Origin of the sequence: Marinimicrobium sp. C2-29 (assembly GCF_038419845.1) — a bacterium.
Taxonomy (GTDB): Bacteria; Pseudomonadota; Gammaproteobacteria; order Pseudomonadales; family Cellvibrionaceae; genus Marinimicrobium.
In genome coordinates, this window is sequence record NZ_JBCAQT010000020.1 from 25,702 (window position 1) to 50,234 (window position 24,533).

At 61.3% G+C, this 24,533-nt stretch carries 19 protein-coding genes; 7 read left to right on the forward strand and 12 right to left on the reverse strand.

Translation table 11 applies throughout. From position 1 onward, the window contains the following. Positions 1 to 14: 14 nt before the first annotated feature. The 3 genes from AAE484_RS16395 to AAE484_RS16405 all read right to left on the reverse strand — a co-directional run bounded on the left by AAE484_RS16395 (position 15) and on the right by AAE484_RS16405 (position 4,299). Complete coding sequence (locus AAE484_RS16395; RefSeq protein ID WP_341939512.1) at positions 15 to 2,195, reverse strand: hypothetical protein; 2,181 nt, start codon at positions 2,193 to 2,195, stop codon at positions 15 to 17. 139 nt (positions 2,196 to 2,334) lie between these two features. Beyond that, a complete protein-coding gene (pbpG, locus tag AAE484_RS16400) occupies positions 2,335 to 3,282 on the reverse strand; it encodes a D-alanyl-D-alanine endopeptidase (RefSeq protein ID WP_341939513.1) in 948 nt (315 codons plus the stop codon). A gap of 72 nt (positions 3,283 to 3,354) precedes the next feature. Continuing rightward, entirely contained in the window at positions 3,355 to 4,299 is a 945-nt protein-coding gene (locus AAE484_RS16405) for a patatin-like phospholipase family protein (protein ID WP_341939514.1), read from the reverse strand. Positions 4,300 to 4,548: 249 nt separating this feature from the next. Between AAE484_RS16405 and AAE484_RS16410 the strand changes: the two genes are divergently transcribed. The 6 genes from AAE484_RS16410 to AAE484_RS16435 all read left to right on the forward strand — a co-directional run bounded on the left by AAE484_RS16410 (position 4,549) and on the right by AAE484_RS16435 (position 13,306). Continuing rightward, positions 4,549 to 6,564 carry an alkaline phosphatase PhoX gene (locus tag AAE484_RS16410; RefSeq protein ID WP_341939515.1) on the forward strand — a complete coding sequence of 672 codons (2,016 nt, stop codon included), beginning with the start codon at positions 4,549 to 4,551 and terminating at the stop codon, positions 6,562 to 6,564. A 90-nt stretch (positions 6,565 to 6,654) separates the two neighbouring features. Beyond that, a complete protein-coding gene (locus AAE484_RS16415) occupies positions 6,655 to 8,343 on the forward strand; it encodes a hypothetical protein (protein WP_341939516.1) in 1,689 nt (562 codons plus the stop codon). 116 nt (positions 8,344 to 8,459) lie between these two features. Further along, positions 8,460 to 10,145, forward strand: coding sequence for a protease modulator HflK family protein (locus tag AAE484_RS16420; RefSeq protein ID WP_341939517.1), 1,686 nt, complete (start codon positions 8,460 to 8,462; stop codon positions 10,143 to 10,145). A gap of 3 nt (positions 10,146 to 10,148) precedes the next feature. After that, positions 10,149 to 11,033 (forward strand): protease modulator HflC, encoded by an 885-nt coding sequence (hflC, locus tag AAE484_RS16425; RefSeq protein ID WP_341939518.1) that lies wholly within the window; start codon positions 10,149 to 10,151, stop codon positions 11,031 to 11,033. Then, positions 11,030 to 11,938 carry an FtsH protease activity modulator HflK gene (hflK, locus tag AAE484_RS16430; protein WP_341939519.1) on the forward strand — a complete coding sequence of 303 codons (909 nt, stop codon included), beginning with the start codon at positions 11,030 to 11,032 and terminating at the stop codon, positions 11,936 to 11,938. Before hflC ends, hflK begins: the two co-directional genes overlap by 4 nt. 135 nt (positions 11,939 to 12,073) lie before the next feature. Then, positions 12,074 to 13,306 (forward strand): bifunctional alpha/beta hydrolase/OsmC family protein, encoded by a 1,233-nt coding sequence (locus AAE484_RS16435; protein ID WP_341939520.1) that lies wholly within the window; start codon positions 12,074 to 12,076, stop codon positions 13,304 to 13,306. A gap of 76 nt (positions 13,307 to 13,382) precedes the next feature. Here the strand turns inward: AAE484_RS16435 and AAE484_RS16440 are convergent, their stop codons facing one another. The 6 genes from AAE484_RS16440 to AAE484_RS16465 form a co-directional block, all read right to left on the reverse strand. Continuing rightward, complete coding sequence (locus tag AAE484_RS16440) at positions 13,383 to 13,763, reverse strand: DUF6746 family protein (RefSeq protein ID WP_341939521.1); 381 nt, start codon at positions 13,761 to 13,763, stop codon at positions 13,383 to 13,385. 120 nt (positions 13,764 to 13,883) lie between these two features. Continuing rightward, positions 13,884 to 15,236, reverse strand: a complete 1,353-nt coding sequence (locus tag AAE484_RS16445) for a GGDEF domain-containing protein (protein ID WP_341939522.1) — start codon at positions 15,234 to 15,236, stop codon at positions 13,884 to 13,886. Between the two features lie 90 nt (positions 15,237 to 15,326). Then, complete coding sequence (locus AAE484_RS16450; RefSeq protein ID WP_341939523.1) at positions 15,327 to 16,850, reverse strand: cryptochrome/photolyase family protein; 1,524 nt, start codon at positions 16,848 to 16,850, stop codon at positions 15,327 to 15,329. Positions 16,851 to 17,063: 213 nt separating this feature from the next. Then, positions 17,064 to 18,170, reverse strand: coding sequence for a tRNA 2-selenouridine(34) synthase MnmH (mnmH, locus tag AAE484_RS16455; protein ID WP_341939524.1), 1,107 nt, complete (start codon positions 18,168 to 18,170; stop codon positions 17,064 to 17,066). Between the two features lie 115 nt (positions 18,171 to 18,285). Next, the gene (locus AAE484_RS16460) at positions 18,286 to 18,951 is read right to left on the reverse strand and encodes a gamma-glutamyl-gamma-aminobutyrate hydrolase family protein (RefSeq protein WP_341939525.1); all 666 of its coding nucleotides are present in this window, start codon (positions 18,949 to 18,951) and stop codon (positions 18,286 to 18,288) included. Next, positions 18,936 to 19,919 carry an amidoligase family protein gene (locus AAE484_RS16465; RefSeq protein WP_341939526.1) on the reverse strand — a complete coding sequence of 328 codons (984 nt, stop codon included), beginning with the start codon at positions 19,917 to 19,919 and terminating at the stop codon, positions 18,936 to 18,938. The genes AAE484_RS16460 and AAE484_RS16465 overlap by 16 nt, the downstream gene beginning before the upstream one ends. A gap of 156 nt (positions 19,920 to 20,075) precedes the next feature. On the opposite strand from AAE484_RS16465, the gene AAE484_RS16470 reads away from it, so the two are divergent. Continuing rightward, on the forward strand, positions 20,076 to 20,876 hold the full coding sequence (locus AAE484_RS16470; RefSeq protein WP_341939542.1) for a tRNA threonylcarbamoyladenosine dehydratase: 801 nt from the start codon (positions 20,076 to 20,078) through the stop codon (positions 20,874 to 20,876). Here the strand turns inward: AAE484_RS16470 and AAE484_RS16475 are convergent. From AAE484_RS16475 to acs, 3 genes are read right to left on the reverse strand one after another with little or no spacing between them, the layout of a single operon-like run. After that, positions 20,867 to 21,691 (reverse strand): TatD family hydrolase, encoded by an 825-nt coding sequence (locus AAE484_RS16475; RefSeq protein WP_341939527.1) that lies wholly within the window; start codon positions 21,689 to 21,691, stop codon positions 20,867 to 20,869. The two genes, AAE484_RS16470 and AAE484_RS16475, sit on opposite strands and share 10 nt — an antisense overlap. A 5-nt stretch (positions 21,692 to 21,696) precedes the next feature. Beyond that, entirely contained in the window at positions 21,697 to 22,518 is an 822-nt protein-coding gene (locus AAE484_RS16480) for an SMP-30/gluconolactonase/LRE family protein (protein ID WP_341939528.1), read from the reverse strand. 31 nt (positions 22,519 to 22,549) lie between these two features. Then, the gene (gene acs / locus AAE484_RS16485; RefSeq protein ID WP_341939529.1) at positions 22,550 to 24,484 is read right to left on the reverse strand and encodes an acetate--CoA ligase; all 1,935 of its coding nucleotides are present in this window, start codon (positions 24,482 to 24,484) and stop codon (positions 22,550 to 22,552) included. Between the last annotated feature and the right edge of the window lie 49 nt (positions 24,485 to 24,533).

Genomic DNA, 24,533 nt, shown 5'->3' on the forward strand with positions numbered 1-24,533 from the left:
GTTGGTTGTCGCTATCAGGGCAAAGGGTGGATGTTCTCGTAACGGACGGTCCAGTCGTCCGGGAAACCGGGCGCGGGACCTTCCGGCGCGCCCTCCCAGCCGGCGGCCATCATGGCCAATGCCGTCAAGAGTCCACCGTTGCCCGGCAGATACAGGGTGAGCCGTTCGTCCTGATAGTTGTGGCCGTTGTTCAGGTAGCGGTTTTTCTGGACGTCCATCAGCAGGGCATCAACCGCCAGCTCCGGACGATTCAGTCGGGCGGCACTCATGGCCACCATGGGGTAGTCCCAGCCCCAGGTGTGCCCCCAGTTCCAGGAGGCCAGCACCGATTCCAGGGTGCGCTCCATGGCGGTCACATCCACGCCCTCGCCCGGCAGCATGCCGTAGGCGCCCAGCATGGTGGGGTGATCATTGCGATGCTTGGCATCCTCGAAGGTGCCCAGCGCATTTTCCGAATTCTGGTAGCGGCCGTTGTGCAGCGGGTAATCCGCCAGCTTGTCCAGCACCTCGGCCCAGTCGGGGTCGAGCTCCAGCCCCAGGCGCTCGCGCCAGCGCTGGGCCACACTCAACCCGTAGCGCCAGTAGGCCAGCTCGAAGGTGGGGTTGAAGGCCTCCTCGGGTGGGTAGATTTCCTGCCCGGGAATCAGCGGCGGCCCCAGGCGGTAGCGATCCCGCTCCGGCTCGTAGATGGCGTAGTCGGCCATGAAATCCGCCGTTTCAAACACGATGTCCCGGTACCGTTCCAGTAGCGCGGCATTCTCTCCGTGGTGCTGGTAGAGCAGCTCGGCGTAGTAGATCGGGTGCGGCTGCTGCCAGATCAGAAACACCCCGATGGTCGAGGGACTCTCTTCGGCGTCCGGGCCCACCATCTTGGGCCAGCGGGCGCCCTCGTAGCCCTGGCGCCGGGCTTTTTCCCGGGCCTTTTCCAGAGCCAGGTCGTACCAGGGCAGGCTTTTTTCAAACAGTTCGGGTTTGTCCCAGAGCACGTAGTGCACACCGTGCCACCAGTGCATTTCCAGGTGAAACTTGCCGTACCAGCTGTTGTAGGTCAGCCCGGTTTCGGCCGGCGGGCGGGAGCCGGCGGTCTGGATGGCGGTCAGGTAGCGGGACAGGACCATACGCCGCTCCAGCTCATGCGCGCGCGGGTCGGCGGTGCCGGAAAAATCGATGGCCCCACCGGTTTGCCAGAAGGAGGCCCAATGCGCCTCGCTCGCGCTCAGGGTATCGGCCACGGAGGTAATGACGGGCTCCGGTTCCGGTGCGGATTCCAGATAACTCACGGTCACCTCAAGCAACGGTTCGGCGGTGCTCAGACGGAACTCGTGTCGGTCGGTCTGGGCGAGGCGGGCCTCACCTTCCCAGCGAAGCTCCACAAAGTAGGTATCGCCATCGAGCCGGCGGCGAAGCAGCACCGACCGGGGCGATTGGTCGTACACCAGGGTGGAGTGACGCCCCGGCTGATCCCAGTCGGCGGTCTTCTTGCCCCAGGACTGGGAGCCGTAGGGGAAGTCCAGCTTCAGCTCGATCTGATCGCTGGCGAGCAGCGGCGACTGGATGCGGGTGGCCACCTGATCGAGTTCGGGGTGCACCGCCGTCTGAACCGATACCGTCTGCCCCTCCAGCGCAAACCGGCTGTCGATCACGCCCCGGCCAATATCGGCTCGCTGATCGATGCTCTGCAGCTGCTCCAATGCCACCGGATCGCCCCCGGAATCGGTCATCGCCAGCCCGACCTGCCCCAGATGCAGCCGGTGAGGGTTGGCCCGGAGCCACTCGCCCGCCTCGGTATTCTGCCCGGCCGCGTAGGGCACGGGACGACCGTCGGTATCGTAGTTCTCGAAGGTCTGCTCCAGCGTGTAGCCGCGAGGATTGTCCTCCGAGTGCCAGCCCCACTGAGCCAGCGTCCCCAGGGGGATTCCGTCTTCATAGAACTCGGGAAAACTCTGCAGGCCGGTCACATCCACCGTGAAGGCAAACTCGCCATTACCCACACTGAACGGCGACAGCGGGTCCGGCTCGGTCAGAGTCGGGATGTGTCGGTTCACCAGCGCCTGGCGATCAATAGGAGTGGTGGCCGCCCGTTCCAGCGACTGAGTGCAGGCCAGAAGCCCCACCCCCATCAGCAGCGGGCTGATCAGCAGTATTGAACCAAACGCACGGCCGCCGGGCCGCGCGGAGATCGATGATTGCATCATGGCATTACCCAAGCGTTTGTTGTGTTTATTCGCTTGTTCTGGCGGCCCCGACCAGCATCGGGATCGCGTCAAAACATGGTCTAACTGACTATAAGAACATATTTTTCCCACCGGGGAAAGCCGGGCCTGGTGTGGCCCGTCAGTGGGTACTGGCGCCTTCGGCGGTCTGCTGCTGCAGCAGCGCCTGCACCGTCTCCTGCTCGTAGCGCTTGGCCGCCTGAGCCACAGAGCCCCCCTGCCCGGTCTCCAGCCAACGGCGGATACGCCCGGCATCGCCCAGGGGTGTGCGCGTCCCGAAGGAGTTGAGCAATACCACGGCGGTGGGCTCCCCATCGATATCCACCACCATCAGCAGGCAGCGGCCGGCCGCGTTGAGATAGCCGGTTTTGGTCAGGTCCACATCCCAACGGGAGCTGTGTACCAGCGGGTTGGTGTTGCCAAAGTGAAGAGTATAGCCCGGCTTGCGAAAACGGATACTGTGGCGACCATCGGTACTGAGCTCGCGCAGCGTTTCATTGGTATAGGCGGCCTGCACCAGCTTGAGCAGATCCCCGGCGGTGGACACGTTGTCGTCCGAGAGCCCTGAAGAATCGACAAAACGGGTCTGAGTCATCCCCAGCGCCCGGGCCTTGGCGTTCATCACCTCGATGAAGGCATCGTAGCCACCCGGGTGGTGCCGGGCGAGCAGGTAGGCGGCGTAGTTTTCCGAGGACATCAAAGCGACCCGTAGAAAATCTTCCCGCCGGGCTTCGGACTCCGGGCGGATGCGCGAAAAGGCATTGGCCGCGGCCGGAAAGTGGCGGTCGGTCACCGTCAGCCACTCATCCAGATCGGCGTCTGATTCAACCACCACCAGAGCGGTCATCATTTTGGTCAGGGAGGCGATGGGCAGCGCCCAGTCGGCGCGTTTGCTGAACAGCGGCTCCTGCTCGCCCACTTTGGCCACAATGGCGCTGATTGAGGCCACCTGCAGGTCGGCCCGAGCCGGCGACTCGCCCTCTTCCTCATTTTGGGCGTTGGCCGAAAAAGCCATGCCCAGACTCACACAAAGCCCGATCAGCTTTGCCATACCTAGCGGTTTTAACATGGTTTCAGGTCATCTCTGCGATACACGATTTCAAGGTTATCACGATTTCCGACCGCAAGCGCCGCTCAACGTTCAGGGCCATTGACGGCGCTCGAGCTCAGCGTCATCCAGTAACCGTCGCGCCTGGGCCCGGCCAAAATCCATGATTTCCTCGGCCCGATGGAACTCGTGGATCATGCACAGGTTGCGCGGCACACGGAATACGCAGTCGGGATGAAAGACCGCCAGGTGTTGTCGAGTCAGAGCCGCCTGCATGGTGTCCAGCGAGCGCATCATCACACTGATGACATCAAGCTTTTGGTCAATGGACTTTTCGGACGAGGAACCCCAACCAACGCTGCCCAGCACTTTGCGCAGCCAGTTGTTATCCTCGTCCTCCTCTGGATCGGCCGAGCGGCGGAGCACCTCATCGGCGGGCGGTCCATTGGCATCCACCACGAACATCTTGTCGGTCAGCCGATGGAGCGTCGGTGCGACCGGAATCGGGTTGAGCACGCTGCCGTCCACCAGTATCCGGTCCCGGTAGAGGTGCGGGGTGAACACCCCGGGAATGGAAATCGAAGCCCGAATCGCCTCATACAGCGATCCCTCGTTCATCCAGACTTCCCGCTCGCGCTCCAGGTCCACCGCGACCGCCGTATAGCTGATGGGCAAATCTTCTATCCGGGCATCCCCGGTCCATTCATGCAGCTTGGCCATGATTTTATTACCGCCGATAAAACCACCCCGGTTGCTGGTGATGTCCAGCAGTCCGAGAATGTCCTTGCGCTCAAGGCTCGAGACCCAACCGGCGAAATCTTCCATTCGGCCCAGGGCATAGAGACCACCGACCAACGAGCCCATGGAGCAACCCGCGATGGTGTCGATACGGTAGCCGCGAGCCTCCAGCTCGCGAATCACACCGATATGCGCCAGTCCCCGGGCACCGCCGGAGCTCAGCACCAGAGAGATACGCTCTCCCTCCCGGCTCGATAAAAAAGTATCGGGGTCGTTGGCCCCTGGTTGTTCCACGTTCATGGTCGCCTCCGGATGTTCAACAGATCGAGCATAGGACATATGAGCGCCGGCGGGAAGCCGATAGCCGACGACAAGCGGTTGCCGGTATCAATTCTCATTTCTCTTTTAACAAACTCTTCACGCTTCTGTCTTTATTTCGTTCCAAAAACGTCATATGTGGCCCTTAACATCTCCCTCGTCCATTGCACGTGCCCCTTAAACCGGATGGCGCGCGGGCACCATTCTGCCTAACAAAACGAGGAACACACGATGAATTTTGAGCTGAGTAAAAAAGGACAGTTGATCGCCCTGATCGCGATGGCGTCCACCCTGGCCGCCTGCGGTGGCGACGATGGCAATGACGGCGCAGACGGAGCGCAGGGCCCCCAGGGCGAGCAGGGTCCTCAGGGCGAACCCGGTACTGATGGGTCCGATGGCGCTGATGGTTCATCCGGCAGCGACGGCCAGGACGGCGTAGACGGCCAGGCCGGTGCGGATGGCGAAAACGGAGCCGACGGCAGTGATGGTATCGGCGCCGGCGTGGTCACGCCCGGCCTGACCCGCCTGGGCACGGTACCCCTGGGCGCGGAGGTCACCGGCGCCTTTGTGACCGATTCCGGCGACCTGTTCTTCAATGTGCAGCATCCGAGCGACAGCAACGACGCCGTGGATGAAGACGGCAACAGCTACCACCTGGCCACTGTGGGCGCCGTGACCGGCGTGAATATGCACCAGCTGCCCCGCAATCTGATCTCTGTTCCGGTCCCCCGCACCGATGAAGAGAAAGAAACCGTTCAGATGGCTTACGGCGAATACCAGGTTCTGGGCCAGACCGGCAACAACTACGGCGGCGCCCTGTCCCAGGGCTTGGGTACTGTCCTGGCCACCGACGATTCCACCGTGGCGGTTCAGAGTAATACGCCCGACTTCAACGGCTACCTCGCCACCGGCGACAATGAAGGCTATCTATTCACCAACTGGGAATCGATCCCCGGCGGCATGAGCCGACTCAAGCTGGAGAAGGACGCCAATACCGGTCGCTGGTCCGTGGACAACAACGATGTGATGATGTTGGACTTTGGCGACTGGGGCACCATCGCCAACTGCTTCGGTTCCATGTCTCCCTGGGGCACTCCCCTGACCTCAGAAGAGTGGGGCAACGAAGGCGACAACACCCATCGATGGAACAACCCGGAGCGCTCAGGCGACGGCACCAGCCAGACACAACTGGCCCGCTACATCGATCCCACGGTCAACACCGCCAATGACGCGACCCAGTTCCCCAACACCTATCGCTATCACTATATTGCCGAACTGGAAAATCCCACCAGCGCTTCCCCCACGCCCGTCAAGCACTATTCCATGGGTCGCTACGAGCACGAAAACTCCGTGGTCATGCCGGACGAGCGCACCGTCTACCTGTCCCAGGACAACACCAATGGCGTGTTCTTCAAGTTTGTGGCGGACAACCCCGGCGACCTGAGCGCGGGCACCCTTTACGGCGCCAAGGTGACCCAGGATGCCGGCAGCACGGAACCGTTGACCACCGGTTTTGGCATCGAGTGGATTGAGCTGGCTAACGGCAACAACGCCGAGATCGAAACCTGGATCGCGGAGTACGACAGCATTGGTTCCGACGACTATGTCGAAGGCAAGAGCAGCTACCTCAGCGATGCCGACGCCATTGCCTGGGCCAACGGCGATGACAATTACCCCTCTTACGATGCGGTTTACCAGCCCGCTGTTGACGCCGGTTACGAGGGCGCCAACACCTTCGGTGGCCTGGTCACTGCCGGGGAACCCATGGACGACCGGATCGCCTTTCTCGAATCGCGCAAAGCGGCACGGGCCAAAGGCGCTACCGCTGAATGGCGCAAGTTCGAGGGCATCATGGCCAACATGAAGCGCGCTGAAGAAGCGGTCGAAGGAACCGATCTGATTCCGGGCGAAACCGTCGAAGACGCCTACGTGTACTTCGCCATCGCCGATATGGACAACGGCATGATTGACGATGAAGGCGACATCCGCCTGTCCAACCGCGTGAAAGAGTGCGGCGGTGTCTACCGCATGAAGCTCAATGCCGGCTACGACGTGGACCGCATTGAACCGGTGGTCATGGGCTCGACCTACCGCTCGACGGTGGATGGCGCCCAGCGCTGCGATGTCAACGCCCTGTCGCAGCCGGACAACGTCATCGTCCTGGACGACGGCCGTATTCTCCTCGGTGAAGATGGCTTCCAGGTCAACAACACCCTCTGGCTGTACGACCCCAAGATCAATGATTGATTGACATCATTGTAGAGGCAGGAAAGAGGCGGCGCGCAAGCGTCGCCTCTTTTGTGTGTCCGGGACTCAACTCTTTTTCAAGACGCTCCTATGAAACTCCTACGACTGATCGCAACACCGTTGTTCCCCGTGTTGACACTACTGTGGATGCCCCTGACCGGCTGCGACTCTTCCGCACCACAGAAGACAGACACGTCTGAAAACCGCATAGAGTTTGCCGCCGACGCGGCGGGTGAAGGAATTGCCACCGCCCGGGACTATCTGCACGCGGGTGAAGCCTACAACCGGGAGGCCCCGATCCCCTCCCAGTGCTATACCAAAACCGATGGCAAGAAAAATCCCTGCTATACCTGCCATCAGACTTACGGCGACGATCGCCCCAATCAGATGAACGACGGGTTTCTGCAGGGCAGCTACGCCTTTTCCGAATTCGGCGTACGCAACCACTGGCAGAACCTGTTCAAAGACCGGCGCGACTACATAGCGTCGGTGACCGACGAAGAAATACTCGACTACGTCAATCAGGACAACTACACCGACCTGGTGCGCTGGATGCGCTCGGAGCAGTGGCAGGGTGTGCCCGCCATTATCGAGAACCTGCATCTGGCGGAAGACGCCTTTGATGAATACGGGCTGGCCAAAGATGGTTCGCGCTGGGTGGCGTTCAACTACAAGCCACTACCCAGCACCTTCTGGCCCACCAACGGCTCCACCGACGATGTCATGATTCGTCTGCCCGATGCCTTTTCAGAAATCGACGGCGTCTTCTCCCGGGATGTCTACTACGCCAACCTGGGCCTGCTGGAGATGGCCGTCACCGAGGCGCAAAGCATCGCCACGGCGCCACTGAACGAGGCGGCGATCGACACCGATCTTAATGGTGACGGCGTGCTCAGCGTATCCACCAACCGCATTCAGGCCCGGGCTTTTTACCTGGGCGATGCCAGTCATGTGCCGGTCACCCGCATGCTCTACCCCGAAGGCACGGCCTTTTTACATACGGTGCGCTATCTGGGCGTTGACGAAAGCGGCCGTATTTATAACGCGCCGCGTATGAAAGAAGTCCGCTACATGGTCAAGGAGCGCTTTCGGCCGGACACGAGCCTGGCCAGCAGTTACTACAAGGAGGCGAAGGAAAAGCACTTCGGCAACCTGCCGGGTGTTTCCGATCACGGCGACCGTGGCATGAACAACAAATTCGGCTGGCTGCTTTGGGGCTTTATCGAGGATGCTCAGGGAGACCTGCGCAAACAGAACCACGAGGAGCAGTTTTTCTGTATGGGGTGCCACAAAAGTGTGGGCACTACCATTGACCATACTTTTGCCTTTCCCCGAAAAATGGCCGGCGCCGAGGGCTGGGGCTATATCGACCTGGCCACGCAACCGGATGCCCCCAGCCGGGGCGAATTCGACGGTGAGTTTCTTCAGTATCTGGAGCGCGTCGGTGGCGGCGATGAGTTTCGCCAGAACCGCGAAATGCTCGAGCGCTGGTTCAATGCGGATGGCAGCGTCAAGCGCGAAAAAGTCCAGAACCTGGACAGCATCTACGAGCTGATCACGCCCTCGCCCGAACGGGCGTTGGCTCTGAATAAAGCCTACCGCGCGATTGTGGAAGAGCAGAGTTATATTTTTGGACGGGACACGGTCATACAACCGGCCACCAATGTTTTTCAGACCATTGATCAGGCCGTTCCTCCGCTGAGGCCCGAGCACCGTCACGACTGGGACATCCGCCTCGACTGGCCCGAGGCAACCGAGAGTCGCTGGTCATACCACTGACCCACCATTTGAGTCCCGGGTGTCACAAATCCGTCAACAAGCCTTGGTACTGTGCGTTGGGCCTGGTCAGCTCCCCGGCCCAAACCGAATTTTATTGAGGGTCGCTTCTCGCCACCATGTTTGCCGATCGACGTATACGCACCTCGCTGATTGCCATCGGGGCCGATGTTTTTCTCACGGCCCTGAAGCTGGGCCTCGCGCTGACCACCGGCAGCGCGGCCCTGCTCGCCGACGCCTATCATTCCGGCACGGATCTGGTGGTCTCACTGGTGCTTTTGGGGAGCCTGGTGATCCGTCACCGGCAGGAGCGCAAAGCCAACCCGGTCAGCAGTGAGCGGGCCCGAAAGTTTGAATGCGTGCTCGCCATTCTGGTGGCACTGCTGATTCTCTATGTGCCCTTCGAAATTCTCACCGAAGTCCAGCAGCGCACTCGGCAAACCATTGACTACCTCTGGTTGGGTATAGGCGGCACAGTCATTATTGTTGCGCTGGTGTTTTTCATGGCGCGCCTCAAGACTCATGTGGGTCGCGAGACGGATTCCCCCGCCCTGGAAGCGGATGGTTACCACAGCCAGATCGATCTCTTCTCCTCGCTTGCCGTTCTGGTGTCCCTGGTGGGCACGCTGGTCGGGCTCTACCTAGATGAAATCGTCGCACTGGTCATCGCACTGTTGATTGCGGTTGCCGGGATCGAGCTGCTGGTTTCGGGTGTCCGTGCACTGCGCCGCGGCGCGGAGCTGGACCCTGTCTCCCTGCTCGACCCGCTGCTGGAGCGCGCCGCCCGATTCCCGTTCAGCCGGTTTTTCCTCGGCCCCTGGCGTTCTGCTCAAAGCCACTGGCGGGCACTGGCGGGAACCCTGGCGACGTTTCTGGTGTTGGCATGGTTGAGTACCGGATTCAGCGTCGTCCCGCTGGGGCAGGTCGGAATTAAAAGCCGATTCGGCGCGGCCGCCGAGAGCACGCTCGCCCCCGGCCTGCACAGCCACTGGCCCTACCCGATTGAGCTGATTACATCGGTGCCCGAGGGGCGGGTGTTATCCACGACGGTGGGCAGCCGCGTCGACCTGCCCGCAAGCGAACAGTCAAAAAAACTCTGGCGCGAACTGAAAGCCACCCAGGCCCATGAGGACGACAGCCTCTACCTGGCCACGCGCGATGAAAACCTGGTGGACATTCAACTGGTGGTGCAATACCGGTTGCTCAACACGGTCGAGCTCGCCCACAGCATCGGTAACGTCGAGGGCCTGGTGCAGCGCTACGCCGAAGCGGCGCTCTGGCAGACCACCGCGCAGCGCTCTTTTGCTCTGTTGCTGGCCCAGAGCCACCACCAGTTTCCGGATGCAATTGCCCGAACCCTGCAGGCCGACCTGGCAGGAGTAGGAGTCAATATTCATGTGGTCGACGTCCAGATGCAGGCTTTGCAGCCCCCGGCCATCGTGGTGGCGGCCTACCGGGATCTGCTCAATGCAGAGCAGGAAAAGCAGCAGCATCAGAACCGGGCCGAAGCCCAGCGCATTCACGACCTCCTGATAGCCCAGGCGGAACGGATCGGGCAGAGAGCGAGCATTGAGGCTGACGCGGCCGAGCGGCGTCTGCGGGCCGAGGGCGAGGCGGAGCGATTCAGTGGTCTGGCCACCGCCTTTGGAGAACACGGCGAGGCGCTGCGCTTTGAGCAGCACCTGCAGGCCACCACTCAAGCGCTATCCGGGCGAACCCTGTGGCTGACTGATCCGGCGCTGGATTCCGACGACCTGCGCCTCTGGGGCCCGGGAGGCCTGATGACCGATCAAACGAGGAAATAACGCATGAAAAAAACGCTCTGGTCGCTGGCGCTGGCCCTGGTCCTGATCTTTGTGGCGGCCAGCTCGATCATCATCGTGCCCGAAACCCAGATGGTCATGGTAACCCAGCTCGGCCGCCCTACGCGGGCCATCGACCAGGCCGGGCTGGCGTTCAAATGGCCGGACCCGATCGAGACCACCGTCACGCTCGACAAGCGTCAGCAGCTGCTGAGCCTTGCGCCCACCGAGTTGGTCACACGGGACCGTCGCAACCTGGTGGTCAGTGCTTTTATGGTATGGCGCATTACCGACCCGGCCGCGTTCCTGACCAGCCTGCGCAACATCAGCACCGCCGAGCAACGGCTCGACAGCCTGGCGCAATCGGAAATCGGGGCGGCCGTCGCGGCGCGCCCGATCACCCAGATCTTTACCCTGAACGATCAGGACTTTCAGTTGCGCCGCATTTTTCAGGAAGTGACCGACTCGGCCAACCAAGTCGCGCAACGGGAGCTGGGCATTGAGATCCTCGCCATCCAGCCCAACCGTTTTGGTTTTCCCAAGCAGAACCTGCTGGCGATTTACAAGCGGATGGAGTCGGAGCGGGACCGGATTGCGCGCCAATACCGGGCCGAGGGCCAGGAGCAGGCCGCCACAATCCGCGCCGAGACCCAGCGCGAAGTTCGCCAGCTTCAGGCCCAGGCCGCCCGGGAGTCCCAGAGCATCATCGGTAAAAGCGAGGCGGCGGCGTCGCGCCTCTACGCCGAGGCCTATGAAACCAATGCGGACTATTATCGCTTTACCCGCAGTCTCTCGGCTTATGAACAGATGCTGGGCCAAGACACCCGCCTGGTGCTGTCGGCCGACTCGCCGCTGTTCCGGCTACTGCTGACGCCGCCGGAGGGCCAGTGAACGCAACCGATGATATCCGGCTCATTTACCGGCAGGTGCGCCCGCTCCTGGTGGGCGGGATCCTGATTCTCATCCCGTTTCTCTACGGCATCAGTGGCTTCTACTCCGTGGGCGCGGAAGAGCGCGGCGTGGTCATGCGCTTTGGAAAGGTCATTCGCGAACAGGTGCTACCGGGCATGCACTACCATCTGCCCTGGCCCATCGAGTCGGTGCGCACCCTGCCCACCACAGCGCTGCGGACTCTCGAAGTGGATTTTTCCGGCTCAGCACCCAGCGGGCTGCAACCGGAGCTGACCACCGGAGATGAGGACCTGGTAAATGTTGCTCTTCTGGTCCAGTACAACATCAGCGCACCCGGGCGCTACCTGAGCAGCGCCAAGAGCCCGGAGGCGATTCTGGAGCAACTGGTGATGGCCGGCACGCTGGGCTACGTCGGCTCCAGCGCGATTGATCCTCTGCTGACGGTGGGGCGCACCCGCTTCCAGAACCAACTAAAAAACCACCTCCAATCCAGCGTGGATGACTGGCAACTGGGACTGCGCATCACCTCGGTACAGATTCGCCGGCTGGAGCCACCCGCGTCGATCAAACCCGCTTTCGACGATGTTGCCCGCGCCCGCTCGGAAAAACAGAAACTGATTCAGGAGAGCGCCGGCGAGCGCAACACCCGCCTCGCCCAGGCCCGGGGAGAGGTGAGCCGCATCCGCGAACAGGCGAGCGCTGAAGCCACCGAAACCCTGGAGACAGCCCTCGGCCACCGGGATCGTTTTCTCGCCAACTGGGAGGCTTACAAACAATCGCCCCGGATCACCCGTCAGCGGCTATACCTGGAACGGCTCGAGCGCATACTCACCCCGGTTGAGCTCATCATCGCCGACCCGGCGACCTCGTCCCGCCAGCCATAAGATCCGGCTGCCCCCCCCTTCGATCACTGACTGACGCCCAACTGTAGGGGATCAAGGCGCGCTTCGGCTATCGCGGAGCGGCCATTGCTGGCATAGTTGTCACTATCAACCTGAACCGAATAACAGGAGGCCGGTATGGCCCGCCAGAAAGTCGAATTTACCAACCACCTCGGTCACACCCTGGCCGGTGCGCTGGAACTGCCGGACAGCGGCCACCCCAAAGCCATGGCTCTGTTCGCCCACTGTTTCACCTGCGGCAAGGATGTGGTGGCGGCCTCGCGGATTGCCCGGGCGCTGGCGGATCAGGGCATCGGGGTGCTGCGTTTTGACTTTACCGGCCTGGGTGGCAGTGACGGGGACTTTGCCAACACCAGCTTCTCTTCCAATGTCGCCGACCTGGAGTCGGCGGCCGAGTATCTGGCACGCGAGTTCCAGGCGCCACGGCTGTTGGTCGGGCACAGCCTCGGAGGCGCGGCGGTGCTGGTGGCGGCCAAACGCATCGAGTCCGTCGAGGCGGTCGCCACCATCGCCGCCCCCGCCACGCCGCAGCACGTTCAGCACCTGTTCGCCGATCAGGCCTGTATCATCGAGGAACAGGGCCGCAGCGAGGTCAACATCGGCGGGCGCAAGCTCGAGCTGGGCGCTGACCTGCTGGAGGACCTGAAACTCTGGCCCGTGGAGAAAACCCTGGCGGACTTGCACAAGCCCCTGCTGATTTTTCATTCGCCTGTTGATCAGCTGGTCAATGTCAGTGAAGCGGCCAAGATTTACCAGGCCGCCCGACACCCGAAGAGCTTCATCTCGCTGGAAAACGCCGATCACCTGCTGACACGTCAGGCCGATGCCGATTATGTGGCCCTCACCCTGACCGCCTGGGCCAGCCGCTATCTGGACCTGGCGACGCCCCATACCGAAAGTCACGACCGACCGGAAGTCGAGGCCGGTGAAGTACTGATCACTGAGCAGGACAACCATTTTCGCCGGGGACTCTACACTACGGAGCACCAGTGGCACGCCGACGAGCCCGTTGCCAGGGGCGGCGGCAATCAGGGCCCCGACCCCTATGAGCTGCTGCTGATGTCGCTGGGCGCCTGCACGTCCATGACCCTGCGCCTCTACGCCAATCACAAGTCACTGCCCATTGAAAACATCGAGGTACGTCTGCATCACAAACGGGTGCACGCCCAGGACTGCGCGGATTGCGAAACCAAAGAGGGGCGGATCGATGAGATCGAGCGGGTCATTACCTATGACGGTGAGCTCAGCGAGGATCAGCGCCGACGTTTGCTTGAGATTGCCGACAAATGCCCCGTGCACAAAACCCTGACCGGGGAGATCCGGATCAGAACGGTCGATGGCAACTCATGATCATTTGTCAGCAGACATAAAAAAACGGCCCTCCAGGGGGCCGTTTTTTATGTCTGCTGTTTGTAACGCCACTGGCCTAGTCGGCCAGTTGCTGCAGCGTTTCAATCACTTCCAGGTAGGTTTTGCCGCTTTGCTTGACGGTTTCCTTGTCCGCCGTCTCTGAGGCGATGTGCACTTCTTCGAGCGTCTCGGCCAGTTCGTTCAGATCCGTGTCGAGCTTTGCCAGGGCGTTTTCCAGAGTGTAAGTGATCTGGTGGATCTCGCCCATATCGGCGTTGCTGAGATCGCCCTCTACCAGCGATTCCAACTGCTTGCTGTATTCGGACAGATGGCGCACCGCCTGTTCCAGGGTTTCAGCGGGTTTACCTTCGAAATGGTCTACCCGGTCGTCGGCCAGGGCCGGCGCCGCCACCAACAGAGAAAAAGCCGAGACCAAAAGGGATCTACGCAATGTCATGAAACAACTCCTGTGGGATATCGAGCGAAGGGTTGAACATCAATACAACCAATAATGAGAATCGTTCCCATAGTCACATGAATCACGCCCGATTACAACCAAGTAACACCCACCTCTGCGTCAGAAAGCCACCTCCACCCGGTTGCGCCCCCTCTCTTTAGCGGCATAGAGGGCATCGTCCACCCGCACAAATAGATGCTCCAGGTTCTCCCGGGCCCCGAGTGTCGCAACCCCGAAGCTGGCGGTAATGGTCACCGGTTCGCCGAAGCTCTGCCCCTCCAGCAAGGCGCGCAGTTTTTCTGCCAGACCGGCGGCGTCCTTCAGACCCGTATCGCGACACACCAGCACAAACTCTTCGCCGCCCCAGCGGGCAAAGAGGTCGCTGCCGCGAATATTCTCCTGCACCAGGTGCGACAAACCGGAAAGGATCCGGTCGCCCGTCGGGTGGCCATGGCTGTCGTTCACCTGTTTGAAGTGATCCACATCCAGCATGATCAACGACATAGGCTTGCCCTGGCGACGTTCGGCCAGCCCCAGCTCAATCGCCTCCTCAATACCCTGACGATTGAAGGCACCGGTCAGCGGGTCGGTTTTGACTTTTTCCTCCAGCTCCCGGCCGCGCCTATCCAGCAGAGAGTTGATTTCCACAAGCTCACGTTCACGCTCGCCTCTGCGGCTAAGCTCACGTTTTAAAGTCACTGTTCGGCCGGCCAGAAACGCCAGCGCCACGATCAACCATGCCCCCAGAATCCCCTGATACCAGTGTTCGGTACTCAACACCTGGCCAGTCAGCTCGATTTTCTTGAGTTTAATAAGGTGTTCGCCGGGTACCGGGGTAGAGCCGGTCTGCACCTCTATTACCACGATGTTATCGAATTGCGGGTGGGTGAGTTCCGGAGCAATCCGATAGCGTTGAAACCACCAGTTGGCGACAAAAAAATCCGCCATGGAAAACTCCAGGGGCTCCCCCTGTTTGACCATATCGGCCTCAAACTCGATCTGGTTATACTTGGTGCTGTCGTTGGCCTCCGGCTTACTGTAAGCCGGATCATAGTTGCGAAGATAAAGCCGAATGGTTTTGGTAGGCCCTTCATAGTCCAGGAAGAGCTTTATTCGATCAAAATTGGTTAAATCCAGGCCATTCTGGCGCCGCGGGCCCAAAATCAGCTCGAAGCCACAGAATGCATACTCTGCCTGATCCGCCAGGCGACAGCGACCACCGATGGCATCGGGATCGGTAACCTCTGAGACACTGCCACCTCCTTCCGCACCATCGCTGTAGTGACTCAAAAAGCCGTCGTTGGCAGTCAGCGTCATACTGGTTCCCAGGATCCAGCGCTCACCCAATATGGCGGCCAACGTCAGGAGCAGCAGCAGAGCCAGCCCTTTTTCCAGACCAAAACGGCCACGTCTCCCTTCGTTAGTCGCCGGGGCGGGTAAATCCTGCTCGCTGTTATCTTTATTGCTGAACATAGCACCTTATTTCTTATAGTTACATTTGTTGTAACCATAGCCGGTCTGGGCCCGATTGAAAAGATTAGGTTGATTTATATGCCAGTCAATTCACAATTTGTTGATCTGACTCAGGTGGTGTTCAGCGGTATTCAACACGGCCTCCCGCTGATCCGGATTCTGGCGATCCCAGTTGGCATAGACCAGCTTCAGCCGCGCGTTACCCTTCAATGTCTCGCGATTGCGCGCCAGAAAGTGCCAGTAGAGGCTGTTGAACGGGCAGCTGTCCGGGCCGGTCTTGGCGTTGACCTTATAGGCACACTGCCGGCAGTAATGGCTCATCTTGCGGATGTACTGCCCGGAGGCGGCATAAGGCTTACTGGCGATCAGGCCGCCGTCGGCGTACTGGCTCATTCCCCGGGTATTGGGCATCTCCACCCACTCCACCGCATCGATGTAGATCCCCAGATACCAGGCATCCACTGCGTCCGGATCAATACCGGCCAGCAGCGCGAAGTTGCCGGTCACCATCAGGCGCTGGATGTGGTGGGCGTAGGCGTACTCCAGCGACTGGCCAATCGCATGGGCCATACAGGCCATGCGCGTCTTACCGGTCCAGTAGTAGGCGGGCAACGCCCGGCGGGCGCGCAGATGATTGCGCGTCCCATACTCCGGCATGTGCTGCCAGTAGAGCGCGCGGACGTATTCCCGCCACCCCAGAATCTGGCGGATGAAGCCCTCGACCTGCGCCAGAGTGATCTCATCCTGGTGACGGTGCCAGTGGGCTTCGGCCTCCCGGATGACTTCCAGTGGATGCAGCATTTTGCTGTTGAGGCTGAACGCCAGACGACTGTGAAACAGGCTCCAACCCTCGGGGGTCATGGCGTCCTGATAGCGGCCAAAACTGGCCAGATTGTATTTCAGAAAGTGCATCAGCAGCTGCCGGCTCTGTTCCCGGCTCGTGGGCCAGAGCAGAGCCCGGGGATCCGCCCGCCCCAGGGTTTTGACGCCGTGGCGCTGGAGCATCCCGTCAATGTCGCTCACATCTGTGGCGAACCGCAGCGGCTCGGGCCAGACGGCTTCTTTGGGCAGGGCTTCGCGGTTGTCGGCATCAAAGTTCCACTGGCCACCGAGCGGTTTCTGCTCATCATCCATCAGCACCTGGTACTGCTTGCGCAGGGCACGATAAAAGTATTCCAGACGGCTGTTCGGGTACTCATTCCAGGCGTCCCGCCCGGTGAGGAAGTGCTCACTGTCGACAACATCACTGTCCATTTCCAGTGTCCTGCAGAAGGCCCGCATCTGCTCATCGAGGCGATATTCGTCGGGTTGCTGATAGGAGAAGGCATCGGCTCCCTCCTCGGCCAACACGGAGTGCAACCACTCGGGCAGATCCCGAAAACGGGCGGTGTCATCCAGGGTGAAGTAGCGCACTTGATGCCCCGCCGCACTCAGCGCCTCGGCAAACTGGCGCATGGCTGCAAAGAAGGCCAGTACCTTCTGGCGATGGTGCACGACATAATCGGTCTCCTGACGGAGCTCGGCGAGCACGAACACCACCCGGTCATCGGGGGCCCGAAACCAGCTGTGGCGGGCATTGAGTTGATCCCCCAGGATCAATTTGACATGGCGCATTGAGTGTAAGCCCTCTTGCATTACTCCGGCTTACATAGGACGCCCCCGCCGCGGCATTGGATCACAGCTCTGTCCAATTTCTCAGGATGACGTTCAGGAAAGCGCGCAGACACAGATTGAAGACTGCATCGCGCCCCGGGCAGGGTCTATATCGTGGGCGAAAGTCCCGGCGCCCTGACGGCCTCACCCGGCGGGTCGTCGGAACGTTGGGCGCTATTGCGGATGGGCGTCGGTCAGATACTCCCGCACTTCCTGGGTCGACCCTCGGAACACAATACGATCAGCTTTTTTACTGAGCTGATAATCGTACATGGGGTCGTAGTACTCCTCCAGCAGCGCCCGGATCCAGAGACGGTGCAGGTGCGGATCGCCCTGCCGGTGCGCGCTCAGCGCCTGCTCAAGCAACTCGCTCAACTGAGAGTAGCGCAAGCCACCCAGGCGTTTGCGAATCCGCCCGAGCGAGGCGCGCAGATCCTCTGCAAAGGGCTCAAACCCCTCGTCCTGCCCCACATGCTCTTCCCACTCGGTCTGCTTGCGCAGGATGTAATTGGTAAAGGAGTGCTCGACCCGTGCCTCCATGTCCACGTCCAGCACCACCACGGGCGCGCGCGCCATGGCGTCTTTGAGCGGGGTGGGGAGCACGCAGCGACCGATGAGATGGCTCTCATCTTCAAGCAGGATGGGGCGGGCCTGGTCGCGATGGTGGCAGCGCAGCAGATCGATCGCCACGCGATTTTCAAAATCAATCTGCGAGGGCTGCCCGTCCACGCGGCGCCCGAAGGAGCTGCCCCGATGATTGGCCCGGCCCTCCAGGTCAACGCTGTGAGGCAGGTCATTGAGCAGCTCGGTTTTGGCCGCCCCGGTCTGCCCGGCGAGAATCAGCAGTGGATGCTGCTCGCACAAAGTGGTGAGCTGGTCGATCAGAAAGCCGCGCATGGCCTTGTAACCACCGACAACACGCGGGTAATCACAGCCGGCCTCGTGCAGCCACTGCTGGCAGATCTGCGAGCGCAAGCCGCCGCGAAAACAGTAGAGGTAACCGTCCGGATGGTCCCGGGCGAAATCCAGCCAGGCCTGAACGCGGGCCGCTTTGACCTCCCCCTGCACCAGGCGGTGGCCCAGTTCGATCGCCGCCTCCTGCCCCTGTTGCTTGTAGCAGGTGCCGACCTCCGCCCGCTCCTCATCGGTCATGAGTGGCAGATTCACCGCGCCCGGAAAGGCGCCCTTGGCAAACTCGACTGGCGCCCGGGTGTCGATCATGGGCGTCTCGTTCAGAAACAGGCTCAGATAATCATCGGTTTCGCCGGGGCGCTGGCTCATGCCACCACCCCGAGGGCCGTCATTGCGCAGCAGCGTGTGCGGTCAACCATGGATTCTCCCCGGGCGGCCAAAACCGCGATTATACGGGGTCATTCAGGGCGATACCATGGTTGGTTCAGCGCCGTGCGGCCTCAACCAGAGCGCGGAACAGTTGGCGCTGACGAGCGCTCAGCAGCAGAAACTCCGGGTGCCACTGAACACCGATGGTAAAGGTGCTCTCTGGCAACTCCACGGCCTGGATGATGGCATCCTGGTCATAACCGCTGATGCGCAATCCGGAGCCCAACCGGTCAATGGCCTGGTTGTGCAGACTGTTGATGCGGCGCTCGGGCCCACCGAGCAACTCCGAGAGCCGGGTGTCGGGCTCGACTTGCAACGTCTTCAGTGGCAGAACCGTGCGTCGCTTTGAGGTTTTATTGCGATGAACGTTCAGATCCTGAAACAGGGTCCCGCCCAGACAGACGTTGAGTAGCTGGGCCCCGCGACAGATGCCCAACAGGGGTAACCGGCGATCCAGGGCCATCCGGATCACCCGTTTTTCGAGCGTATCGCGCTGCGGGTCATAATTCGGGTGCACTTCCGGTTCGGCCCCGTAGAGCACCGGGTGGATATCGTGGCCGCCGGTGATCACAACGCCATCAAACTCCGGCAGTTCCTCCGTCTGTTTTGGCCGCACCTGAACCGGTCGGGCGCCGTAAAGGCGCAGCGCGATCGCGACGCAGGTTCTGGGCCCCCAGGCCCCCCTCTGGGGTCCGGTAACGGCGATTACCGGTCGATCCATTTCGCCTCCACCTGTTTTTGCCAGTCACCGAACCAGCGCTCGAGCGGGTTCGACAGAAACTTCTGGTAGGCCCGACAGCAGGCCTCCAGGCGCGAGGGGTCGGCGGCCAGGCGCTCCACCTGAACCCAGTCGTTCCACGCCAGGGACAGGCCCCAGTCGGGCCGATGGATTTCGCAGTTGGGCAGGCGATAGTGGAAGGTCGGGCGCGCCTTCACCAGCGTATCGTCCACCTTCTCACGCACGCGCTCGCGATCCAGGTGGGCAAACAGCGGCAACATATCCAGGGCCCGATTGCGGGTCGGGTTGTCTTTCAGATAGTCATCAATCAGTTGATCCTGCGTCGGCCAGTAATCGTCGGCCACCAGAAGCGCGTTGTAGCGGTTGGGGTAGGCATCGATATAGGGCGTCACCTGGCGGGAGAAGTCAATATTGGCGCGGGCCAATAGCCAATCGTAGAGGCAGACAAACGCCTTGAGGTAGGCGGTAATGCTGTCAGCTTCCTCACTGGGCACCTCCGGGTTGAACTGCATTCCGAAGGCGTTGATCCAGCGGTCGGAGGTGCCCTTGGCACCCGCCGATCGGATGCGGTCAATCAGGTCCTCAGCCTGGGCCAGACGATTCATGGGCAGCGGCGGGCTGACCAGCTCCAGGGGCACGACCGTCTCGGCCAGCCACTTGAGCATGTCTTCGGCCGAATCCCCCAGATCCCCGCTCAATGTGCCCTTGTCGCGCTCCTCCCGGCCCAGGCGTTTGAGCAGGTCGAAATCCAGTTCAACGCCCCAGTCGCCCGCCGGGTCGCCGGTCAAAACACGCTCGTACCGACCCCGGTCTTCAATGTCCAGGTCGAGCTCATCGGCCACGCATCGGGCCAGTTGATCGAGCGTCAGGCCGTTCATTTCCAGTTCGATTCCCACCCGTCGGGGTTCGCCAGCGTCATTTTCAATGCGGGGCGGTAACAAAGGCGTCATTCAAACTCCTGAATAAATAGACCTAATACGGCAGATTACCAGTTATGAGACTTTGATCCTATCGCCAGGGACTTAGGCAGTCGGCGCCAAATCTTTTACAATGGCGCTCCATTCTCTGCACCAGGTTGTATTCCGCCCATGATGTCGACTGCCCCAATCGCACTAACCCCTGGCTACCAGGAGCGCTTTGGCGCCCTGGCCCGGCTCTACGGCCAGGCCGGCCTTGAGGCGCTGGCGCAGGCTCACATGGTCGTCGTCGGCCTGGGCGGCGTGGGCAGCTGGGCCGCGGAAGCGCTGGCCCGCACCGGCGTGGGCGAGCTGACCCTGATCGAGCTCGACGGCGTCTGTGTCACCAACACCAATCGCCAGTTGCACGCAATGGAGGGGCACATCGGGGCCTCCAAGAACCAGGTGATCACCGACCGGTTGCAGGCCATCAACCCGGAGTTGAAAGTTCACACCCGGGAGGCCTTTCTGACCAAGGACAACACCGAGTCCCTGATTGGCCCCCAGCATCACGTGGTCATCGATGCCATCGATTCGGCCAACATCAAGGCGCATCTGGTGGCCTACTGCAGCCGGCAGAAGATGCGCCTGGTCACGGTGGGCTCCTCCGGCGGCAAGCGCGACCCGCAGAAAATCACCAGCGCCGATCTGGCGGTCACCGCCTACGACCCCATGCTGCGCAAGGTGCGCAACCTGCTCTACCGGCACTACCGGTTTCGCAAGGACGCCAAGCGACGCTTTCGGGTCGATGCGATCTTCTCCAATGAGCAGATGACCTTCCCCCAGGGCGATGGCCTGGTCTGCCAGGGCCAGAAGGCCGGGCGGGACCCCGACAGTGGCGTGAAGCTGGACTGCGGAGGCGGATTGGGCTCGCTGGTGATGGTCACCGGCACCTTCGGCTTTGTGGCGGCCGCCAAAGCCGTGGACCGGTACCTGCAGGATCAGACCTGAAACAGACGCCTGGCATTCCCGGTCGTTTGCCGCGCAACCGCCTCCAACGACGTTGCCCGTAAGGTCGCCAGCGTCTGGGCCACTTCCACCAGATACTCCGGGCTGTTGCGCTCCCCCTGATGTCCCTGAAGCGGCATGTCCGGAGCGTCGGTTTCCAGCAGCAGCGCTTCCAGCGGCAGAGTTTGCGCCGCCTCGCGCGTCTTGCGGGCGCGCTCGTAGGTGATGGTGCCCCCGATGCCCAGATAGAATCCCATGCCCCAGTAGGTTTCCGCCATCTGGCGGCTGCCACTGAACCCGTGCACCACACCGCCACGCGGCAGTGAATGCCGCTTCAGCAGGCGGATCAGCTCGTTGTCGGCTTTGACGCAGTGCAGGATCACCGGCAGGTCCAGCGACTGCGCGAGTTCGAGCTGGCGCTCCAGCAGCGACTCCTGATCGTCCAGGGGGGTATCGATCAACTTGTCCAGACCGCACTCACCCAGAGCCACGCAGCCCGGCTGCGTCAGCGTCTCGCGCAGCGGCGCTTCCCAGTCGATGCCGTCCAGCTCGCCAAGCCACCAGGGGTGCAGCCCGGCCGCCCAGCAGAGCCCCGGCATCTGTTCGCTCAGGGCTTGGGCGCGGGGCCACTGGGAGGGCGACACACCCGGGACCAGCAGGCGCGTCAGGCCCTGCGCACGGCAGTGCTCCCAGACCTGAGATCGATCGGAGTCAAACGCCTCGAAATCGAAATGGCAGTGGCTGTCAAAGAGGTTCACAGTCATGGCATCGGGCGCGCCCGGCCGACCGACAGCAAAGCCGGCCGGCGAGGCGCTCAAGACAACTAGTCGCCCAACTCGTAGGCGATCACCGAGTCGGTGAAGAAGGTGGGAATGTAGATCATGCCGTCTTGCGGGTTCCAGCCCAGATCGGCGGTGTTCATCTGCGGGTCGCGGGTATCCATCAGCTCGGTGAGTTCACCGTCCTGCACGTGGTAGACCAGACCCGGCCAGCAGGTGATGATGAACTCATTCTCACCCACTTTTTCAACGCCATCGATGCCCTCGGCAAAGCCTTCGGCCACCACCTCGAGGTTGCCCTCGGCGTCCGCCTTCATCAGCCGGGTGCCCGCACCGATGTAGAGGTGCTCACCGATCGCCTTGAGGCCGTTGGGGCTTTCAATGTCTTCCAGAAACAGTTCGGACCCATTCTCGATGCGATGGACCTTGTTGGTCCGGGTGTCCGATACATACACAATGCCGGAATCATCGATGGTGATGTCGTTCAGGAATACCGAATCGGGGACCGGAATCCGCGCCTGGATGTCCCCGGTTTTGAGGCTGACCGCCAGCACTTCGGTCAGGTCCGCCACGTAGAGGGTGTTGCGCAGCACGGCCATGCCCTTGGGGGCGTTCATACCGCGCGCCCAGTCCTGATCGATGATCTCGCCGTCGAGCGACAGCTTGGCAATGCCGCCCTTGCCATCGGCCTTATTGCCATCGCCCTCAATTTCAGACACAAGTAGATAACGCTCGCCGTCCGCCTCGTGGTAGAGCACGGACTCGGGTGTGCGCAGCCCTTCGGTTTCCCATACTTTTTCCAAAGATTGGGCCTGAGCCAGAGCCGGCGTCAGTAATACGGCCATCAAGGCCAATGATTTTTTCATTGTGTTTTCCTCTCTCTCACCAATGGGGTGTTTAGGCACCCCGGTTTTCGATCAGATCATCCACCACGGAGGGGTCGGCCAGCGTGGAGGTATCGCCCAGGTTATCCAGCTCATCGGCGGCAATCTTGCGCAGAATCCGGCGCATGATCTTGCCCGAGCGGGTTTTGGGCAGCCCCGGGGCCCACTGGATGACGTCCGGTTTGGCAATAGCGCCAATTTCCTGAACACAGAGATTGACCAGCTCCTTCTTGAGCGCCTCATCCGGCTCTTCGCCCTTCATCAGGGTCACATAGGCGTAAATACCCTGACCCTTGATGTCGTGGGGATAGCCCACCACGGCCGCTTCGGACACTTTGGGGTGCAGCACCAGCGCGCTCTCCACTTCGGCCGTGCCCATGCGGTGACCGGAGACATTGAGCACATCATCCACCCGGCCGGTAATCCAGTAATAGCCGTCCTCATCGCGACGGGCCCCGTCACCGGTGAAGTAGTAGCCGGGATAGGCGCTGTAGTAGGTATTGATGCAGCGCTGATGATCGCCATAGACAGTGCGCAGCTGGCTGGGCCAGGGCGCCTTGATGGCCAGATTGCCGGAGCCGGCGCCTTCAATTTCGTTGCCGTCGTTGTCCAGCAACACCGGCTGTACCCCGAAAAACGGCAGAGTGGCGGAACCGGGTTTCAGGTCGGTGGCGCCGGGCAGCGGGGTGAGCATGTGGGCGCCGGTCTCGGTCTGCCACCAGGTGTCCATGATCGGGCAGCGGCTGTCGCCCACCACCCGGTAATACCATTCCCAGGCTTCGGGGTTGATGGGCTCGCCCACCGTGCCCAACAGTTTGAGCGACTGGCGGGAGGTTTTGGTCACCCACTCGTCACCGGCACCCATCAGGGCGCGAATGGCGGTGGGGGCGGTGTAGTAGGTATTGACGTTGTGCTTGTCCACCACCTGCCAGTGGCGGGAAGCGTCCGGATAGGTGGGTACGCCCTCGAACATGACCGTGGTGGCGCCATTGGCCAGAGGACCGTAGACAATGTAGCTGTGCCCAGTGACCCAGCCCACATCGGCCGTGCACCAGTAGATATCCCCTTCCTGGTGATCAAACACGTATTTGTGGGTCATGGCGCACTGCAGCAGATAGCCACCGCTGGTATGCAGCACCCCTTTGGGTTTGCCGGTTGAACCGGAGGTGTACAGGATGAACAGCGGGTCTTCGGCATCCATCGTTTCCGGCTCGCAGTCGGTGGACTGCTGTTCGACCGCCTCGCGGTACCAGAGGTCGCGATCCTCCTGCCAGCCGATATCGCCGCCGGTGCGTTTGACCACCAGGCAGGTGTGCACATCGGGGCAGTCGGCCAGGGCCTGATCGGTGTTCTTTTTCAGCGGGACTTTTTTGCCGCCGCGCACGCCTTCGTCGGCGGTAATCACCAGCCGGCAGTCCGAATCCAGAATACGGTCCTTCAGCGCTCCCGGCGAGAAACCGCCAAAGACCACCGAGTGGACCGCTCCCACACGGGCACAGGCCAGCATGGCGTAGGCCGCTTCGGGAATCATGGGCATGTAGATGCACACCCGGTCACCCTTTTTCACCCCGCGCTCGCGCAGCAGGTTGGCCAGCCGACAGACTTCCTCGTGCAACTCCCGATAAGTGATTAGTTGATCTTCGGCGGGATCGTCCCCCTCCCAGATAATGGCGACCTGATCGGCGCGCTGCTCCAGGTGGCGGTCCACACAGTTGGCACTGACATTGAGCTTGCCGCCCGAGAACCAGGCCACTTCCCCTTTGGGCAGATCGCTTTTGCACACGCTGTCCCACTTTTTGTCCCAGGTGAGAAAGGCCTCGGCCTGCTCGGCCCAGAAAGCGTCCGGATCTTCCACCGACTGCTTGTAGAGCGCCCGGTAGCGGTCAGCGTCAATGGCGGCGTGCTTTTTGAACGCCTCGGGAACGGGATGGATGTGATGCTCTGACATGAAGATTCCTCTCTTACTGATGTCTCTGCCGGTTCTTATAACGAAAACA